This window comes from Methylobacterium sp. B1, assembly GCF_000333255.1.
GTDB lineage: Bacteria > Pseudomonadota > Alphaproteobacteria > Rhizobiales > Beijerinckiaceae > Methylobacterium > Methylobacterium fujisawaense.
Map to the genome: position 1 here is coordinate 1 of NZ_BACT01000764.1, position 6510 is coordinate 6510.

The 6510-nt window shown below is 71.6% G+C and carries 6 protein-coding genes and 1 pseudogene; 4 read left to right on the forward strand and 3 right to left on the reverse strand.

The genetic code is table 11. The features are described 5' to 3' along the window. Together I53_RS22320 and I53_RS22325 are read left to right on the forward strand one after the other, a co-directional pair. The coding region (locus I53_RS22320) for an O-antigen ligase family protein (RefSeq protein ID WP_251982405.1) at positions 1 to 1479 on the forward strand (1479 nt) is incomplete at its 5' end. Beyond that, complete coding sequence (locus I53_RS22325; protein WP_043354821.1) at positions 1476 to 2408, forward strand: glycosyltransferase family 2 protein; 933 nt, start codon at positions 1476 to 1478, stop codon at positions 2406 to 2408. The genes I53_RS22320 and I53_RS22325, both read left to right, overlap by 4 nt. 12 nt (positions 2409 to 2420) lie before the next feature. Here the strand turns inward: I53_RS22325 and I53_RS22330 are convergent, their stop codons facing one another. Further along, a complete protein-coding gene (locus I53_RS22330) occupies positions 2421 to 3158 on the reverse strand; it encodes a bifunctional 2-polyprenyl-6-hydroxyphenol methylase/3-demethylubiquinol 3-O-methyltransferase UbiG (protein ID WP_043354823.1) in 738 nt (245 codons plus the stop codon). Between the two features lie 72 nt (positions 3159 to 3230). Here I53_RS22330 and I53_RS22335 point away from each other — a divergent pair, with 72 nt between their 5' ends. After that, complete coding sequence (locus tag I53_RS22335; RefSeq protein WP_043354830.1) at positions 3231 to 4373, forward strand: DUF1972 domain-containing protein; 1143 nt, start codon at positions 3231 to 3233, stop codon at positions 4371 to 4373. Positions 4374 to 4401: 28 nt separating this feature from the next. Here the strand turns inward: I53_RS22335 and I53_RS22340 are convergent, their stop codons facing one another. Together I53_RS22340 and I53_RS22345 are read right to left on the reverse strand one after the other, a co-directional pair. Then, complete coding sequence (locus I53_RS22340) at positions 4402 to 5004, reverse strand: serine acetyltransferase (RefSeq protein WP_251982406.1); 603 nt, start codon at positions 5002 to 5004, stop codon at positions 4402 to 4404. Next, the gene (locus tag I53_RS22345) at positions 5001 to 5522 is read right to left on the reverse strand and encodes a serine O-acetyltransferase (protein ID WP_236961721.1); all 522 of its coding nucleotides are present in this window, start codon (positions 5520 to 5522) and stop codon (positions 5001 to 5003) included. The genes I53_RS22340 and I53_RS22345 overlap by 4 nt, the downstream gene beginning before the upstream one ends. Positions 5523 to 5733: 211 nt before the next feature. On the opposite strand from I53_RS22345, the pseudogene I53_RS22350 reads away from it, so the two are divergent. Then, positions 5734 to 6510 (forward strand): annotated as a pseudogene (locus I53_RS22350) (oligosaccharide flippase family protein); the annotation flags it as partial.

Genomic DNA, 6510 nt, shown 5'->3' on the forward strand with positions numbered 1-6510 from the left:
CTCTATCGCCTGACGCCGGTCCTCCTCGTGGCCCTCGCGGTCGGGCTGACGGTCAAGCTCGACGTGAGCTTCTTCCAGCATTTCGAGGCGGTCGGGCAGTACCTGCCGAGCATCGGCGGCGGGGCCGGCCTGACGGTGAGCGTCGCGCTTCTCGTGGCCGTGGCGCTGATCACCGCCAAGCTCACGGGCCTCTGGGAGAATGCGCCCTGCCTGCGGCTCGACCGCCCCCTCGTCCTGACGCAGGTCGGCTTCCTGATCGCGGGCCTGCTGTCGCTCACCAACGCCACCGACCCGGCCTATCTCTGGTTCGACACGTGGCGCTTCGTCGGCCTGCTCCTGGTCTCGGTCGCGGTCTCGAACCTGTCGGAATCCGACATCCGGACCCTGGCGCTGGCGATCTGCGCCCTCTGCCTCGTCCAGACCGCGGTGGCGGGGCTGCAATATGTCTCGGGCTCGGAACTCGGCCTCTCGGTGCTGGGCGAGGAACAGATCGTCGAGGAGAACATCAACTTCTCGGCGCAACGCCGCGCCGGTGGCCTGAAGGTCCACCCGAACATCCTGGGCTATTATTACGAGTTCGTCTGGCCCCTTGCCCTGGCGCTGGCCCTCTCCCGCGGCCCGCTGATCCTCCGCCTCGTCGGGGCAGCGGGCGCCGCGTCGGCACTGGTCGGGGTGGTACTGACCCTGTCGCGCGCATCCTGGCTCACCTTCCCGGTCTCCGCCGCGCTCCTGATCCTGCTGGTTTATCGGGACCGTCTGTTCTCCCGGGCGAGTCTGATCGTCTTCGGTCTTCTGGCAATCGTCGGCAGCGTCGCGGCCCTCTATGCCGGTCCGCTGATCTGGGAGCGGCTCACCGCCGACGATGGCGGCTCGGCCGCCCAGCGCGGCCCGCTGAACGCGGCGGCCCTCGCCCTCTTCGAGCAGTTTCCGGTCTTGGGCGTCGGCCTGAACAACTTCGGCAATCAGTTCGCGGTCCTCGACAAGACCGGCCTGTCCCGGCTCGCCGGGCTCTTCGACCGGTCGAACCACGTGGTGCACAACCTGCACATCCTGATCCTCACCGAGGTCGGGATCGTCGGCTACGCGGCCTTCGCGCTGGTCTTCGGGATCGGCATCGCCCGGGGGTTCCGCGCGGCCCGCCGCGCGCCGGTGGGCGATCCCCTCGCGGCGATCGCGGCGGCCTGCGCGGTGGGGCTGATCGCGCATCTGCTGCACGGCCTGGTCGATCCGGGCTTCCGCCTGAATCTCGGCATCGCCGAGTTGCTCTACACCGGCCTCGGACTGATCGCCGGGGTGCGTGCCGCCCAGCGGCAAAGGGCCGTTCAGGCGCGCCGGCCGGTCGGGCCGCCAGAATCGACAGGCGCGACACGCGCCCTCCCCGTTCAACGGAGAGGAACCGCGTCCCCCCTCGCCAGCGCCCCGGGAGCGCCCGCGTCCAGGACCGGCCATACCCCCTTCACACGTGGAGACCGATCATGAGCGCCGTCAGCCTCAGCGTCCTGATCGTCACCTACAACGCCGGTCGGGACATCGCGACCTGCCTGGAACTGCTGGCCTCGAGCCGGATCGACCGCCCCTACGAGGTGATCCTCGTCGACAACGCCTCGACCGACGGCACGCCGGAGCGCGTCGCGAAGGCTTTCCCCTGGGTGCGGGTGATCGCCGAGCGCACCAACCACGGCTTCGCGGGCGGCAACGCCGTTGCCCTGGAGCACGCGCGCGGCGAGGCGATCCTGCTCCTCAATCCCGACGCGTTCCTGCGCGACCCGGAGGCCCTGACCGGTCTTCTGGCCCATCTCGACGCGCATCCGGACGTCGGCGCCGTCGGCCCGCGGCTGACCTTTCCGGACGGGACGCATCAGGTCGGCGATGCCGGCTACGAGCCGCGCCCGCTCTCGATCCTGGTGCACGCCGCCGGCCTGTCGGGCCGCCTCGGCCGGCGTGGCCTCTATCTCGCCAGCCGGCAGGCCCGCGGCACCGGAGCCCTCGACGTGGACTGGATCTGCGGCGCCTGCCTGCTCCTGCGCCGGTCGGCGATCGCCGCCATCGGCGGTCTGCACAGCCCGATGTTCCTCTACGGCGAGGACGTGGATTGGGGATGCCGCCTGCGCGATGCCGGCTGGCGCGTCGCCTACCTTCCGGGGATTGCCGTTCTCCATCTCCAAGGGGGCTCGGGAGGCACCCGCTCGCCCCGCTGGCTCGACGGGCTGGCGACCATCTACAGCCTGCGCAACGCCGGCCGGCGCCTCTCGTCGCCGGCCTTCTTCTCGGCCCCGCTGCGGCTCGGCTTCACCCTGCGCGCCCTGGCCTACGGATTCGCGGCCCGGCTGCGCGGGCAGCCGGACCTCGCCCGAAAGGCCGAGGACATGCGCAGATTTGCCAGCCATCTGCGCAGTCTTCGCCTCTGACCGGACCGTCTCTCACGGTCGCTTACGAATGAACACCATGTGGTAGCCCTTGAACGGGCCCGGCGTGAGCCGGAACAGCAGCTCCCAGAACTTGCCCAGGACGATGTTCTCGCCATGATAGAACGGCTGCCCGTCGAAACTGTAGGTGAAGTGCTCGAACCGATCAGTTGGGAAAAGCCGCTTCCGCGCCGCCTCCGTGTTCATCGTGTAGAGCGGCACGAACGAGTCGATCTCGACCCGCCGGGGCTCGACGAGGCGCAGCACCCGGGCGTGCAGCCGCTTCGGGATGAGCCGTGCCCCGATCCCGACATAGCCCCAGCGGTTGGGCGTCCAGGCGCAGAGCCAGCCGCCCGGGGCGAGAACCCGGCCGAGTTCCGCCGCGGTGGGCTCGGGATGCTCGATGTGTTCGAGGACCGAGAAGGCCGAGATCAGGTCGAAGCTCCCGTCCGGGAATGGCAGCATCCCGTCGTGACCGATCAGCCGGACCTCGTCGGCCGACTTGTTGCCGAGAACCGCCTCGTCGACGTCGCAGGCGACCACGTGGGCGCAGCGCCCGCGGAAGTCGCCGAGGTGCCGGCGCAATGGGACCGGATCATCGCTCCACTTGCCGCGTCCCGCGCCGAACTCCATCACCCGCATGTCCGGGCGGAGCAACGCGTTGACGCGCACGATGTACTCCATCCGGTGGTCGTGCCGGGAGTAGCCTCCGGCTCCCATCTCCCGGAACAGACGCTGTTCGACCGTGACCATGCCTCAGACTCCTCTGAACGTGTCGCGCCCACGGCGCATGTGAAGGCGGGGGAGCCGGGCGGGCGCCCGGCGGTGGCGATCCTCGGCACACGCGGGGTGCCGGCGGCGCATGGGGGGTTCGAGACCCTGGCGGAGCGGCTCGCGCTCGAACTCGTGGCCCGGGGCTGGCGGGTCGAGGTCTACTGCCAGGTGCGCGAGCCGGCCCCGCCGACGGTGTGGCGTGGGATCCTGCTGATCCCGGTCGCGGTCCGGGGCGACGGTGCCGTCTCGACGATCGTGTTCGACCTGAAATGCACCCTGCGGGCGGCCTTCCGGCCCGCCCTGCCCCTCGTGCTCGGCTACAACACCGCGGCGTTCTCGCTGCTCTACCGGCTGACGGCCAAGCGCAGCGTCATGAACATGGACGGCATCGAGTGGAAGCGCGACCGCTGGTCGAAGCCCGCCAAGGCCTGGTTCTGGCTGAACGAGCGCCTCGGCAGCCTGTTCTCGACGCACCTCGTGGCGGACCACCCGGAGATCGCCAAGCACCTCGCCCGCGGGACCTCGGCCGCCCGGATCACCACCATCGCGTATGGCGCCGACCCGGTTCTGGAAGCCTCGACCGAGCCGCTGGCGAAGTTCGGCCTGCGCCCCCGCGATTACGGACTGCTGATCGCCCGGGTGGTGCCGGAGAACCTCGTGCTCCAGGTCGTCCGGGCCTGGAGCGAGGTGCGCCCGGGCCTGCCGCTGCTCGTGCTGGGCAAGCTCGCGGAGTCCGACCCGTATCACCGCGCCGTCCGGGCGGCGGGCGGACCGGACGTGATCTTCGCCGGCGCGATCTACGAGGCCGAGCGCGTGGCCGCGCTCCGCTTTCACGCCCGCTTCCACATCCACGGCCACACGGTGGGCGGGACGAACCCCTCGCTGGTCGAGGCCCTGGGGGCGGGCTCGCCGATCCTCGCCCACGACAACCCATTCAACCGGTGGGTGGCGGGGCCGCAGGCGCTCTATTTCGGCGACGAGACCGAGTTGCGGCGGGGCATCCTGAGCCTGGTGCGGGCCGGGCCGGGCCGCCTCGACGTCATGGGCGCCGCCTCCCGTCGCCGGCACGCCGAGGCCTTCACGTGGCGCGTCATCTTCGACGCCTACGAGCGCGTCCTGCGCCGCCAGATCGCGCCCGCACGAGCCGGCCGCGGCGCGCTGCGGGCGGTCCGCGGGGAGCACGGGCGCGCGTGACAGGCGCCGCGGCCCTGCGCGGCCGGGTCTAGCGCCCATGAATCGTCCCCTGGGAGCGCCGCGGGCCGCGAACCTGCCGCTGGGCGATCATCGTCACGGTGCCCGCCGGCACATCCCGAAGACTGCAGACCGCGATGCCGACCGTCGCGCCCGCGCCGATGGCGACCGATCCCTGGATGGCGGCGTGCGCGCCGACGATCGCGCCGTCCCCGAGATCAGGACCGTCGGCGGGAAACGGCTGGTCCGGAAGGACCCAGTCCCGCGGTCCGACCAATGTCCCGGGCAGCAGAGTCAGGTCGGCCCCGGCCGTCGCGCAGAAGGCGACCCGCGCCGGATGCGGCACGAACAGGCCCGGCCCCACGCGCGAGCCCGGATGCAGGCTGGCCCCCGTGAGACGCAGCGACAGGTCCGCCACGAGGGCGGCCGAGCGGCGCCAGCCCCTTCCGTGCAGCAGATGCGCGGTTCGATGCAGGATCGCCACCTGCATGGCCGGAAGCAGGAGGTGCATCAGGCGCCGGAGCCGGGCGGTCGGCTTCCCCCCCGTGGTCTGGCGCAGGATGCGGGCGAAGTCGGCCGCCAGGAGGCGCCGCATCCCCGACAGGGTGCCATGGTCCGACATCGCGTTCCTCATGGCGCGACGTTCCGGCCGGGGAGCGGGCGCCAGGGTTGCGGCATGATCTCCTCGTCGGCCTCGACGGACTTCAGGGTGATGGTCCGCGGCCCGATCCGGGCGCGGTCCCCGACATGCACGGCGCCGAGGACGATGGCGCCCGCCTCCAGCATCACGTCGTCGCCCAGCACCGGAAGGCCCGGGCCGCCGCCGATATCCTGGTCCGGCTCCTTCAGCAGGCCGCCGATGGAGGCCTGGATGCCGAAGGCGGCGTCGCGGCCCACGGCGCCGGCGATCACGGTCCCATAGGGCTGCGGCAGGAACAGGCCGCCGGCGATCCGGCTGGAGGGCGGGATGTCGGCGCCGGTCCACCAGCCGTTCACGAGCCACAGCAGCCACGCCGCCATCCGCCAGCCGCGCTCATGGGCATAGCGGGACAGGCGGTAGAGCCAGATCGCGTGGTAGCCCCGGCGGAAGGCCGCCGGCCCGCAACCGCGGCGGCGCCAATGATCCCGATCGGCGGCCAGGGCGGCCCGCACCTCCCCCCATCGGAGGCGCCGTCCCGGCTCCGCTTCTGATCGGCGCGAGAGACACAGGTCCGACCCAGCGGCTGTCTCGGACATACGCAGTCCTCCGGTTTTGCCAACGCGATAACTCTGCAACCATAAATTGAGACACCGGTTGCAAGCCATACGCAGCCTGCCACGATGCAATCGTAGGTCGCAGTTTTCAGTCAGACGTCACCGAGAGATGATCCGCTTGGTAAACCGATTGTCGGGGCGCGGACGGGCCGGCGGGCTCCGTTATGGTGCGAATCTGCTCGGGCAGGCTGCCGGCCGCGGCGTCTACCTTGCGGCAGGCCTCGCAGCCTTCGTGATGGTCGGGCACATGGCCGGGCCGGCGGCCCTCGGTCGCTACGGCCTCGCCCTGGCGATCCTCGCGGTGGCGCTGATCGCGGCGGATTTCGGCACGACCCTGACCTTCGGGGCGCGCCTCGGTGCGATCGAACCCGAGATGCGGGCGGCCGAGTTCGGCCGAATGCTGTCGGCGCGGCTCGTCCTCGGCCTCGGGACCGGCGCGGCGCTGCTCTGCATTCTGCCGATGCTGCCGGACGCCATCCAGCCCGCGCTGGCGCTGGCCGCCCTGCTGATGCCCCTCGCGGCCGCCCGCTTCCTCGACGCCCTGTTCCAGGTCTGCGGGCGGCCCGGCTGGTCCGTCTGGCCGGCGCTCGCCAACGCCGTCATTCTGATCGGCGGGACCGCTCTCGCGCTCCGGTTGCAGCTTCCGGAGGCGGCCCTGAGCCTTGTGGCGGTCGGCGCCGGCATCGCCTACGGCGCCGTGGGACTGGCGCTCGCGCTGCGCCTCGTGCCCGCCCGCCTCGCTCCCCTGCCGCAGGCCCTGGCGACCATCCGGGCCGCGGCGGGCGTGGGCGTCGCGAATGCCCTCGGTTCGCTCAACGGCCCGATCAGCCTCATGATGCTTGCTGCCTTCGCGGGGGCGGCCGAGCTCGGCCAGTTCAGGCCGGGT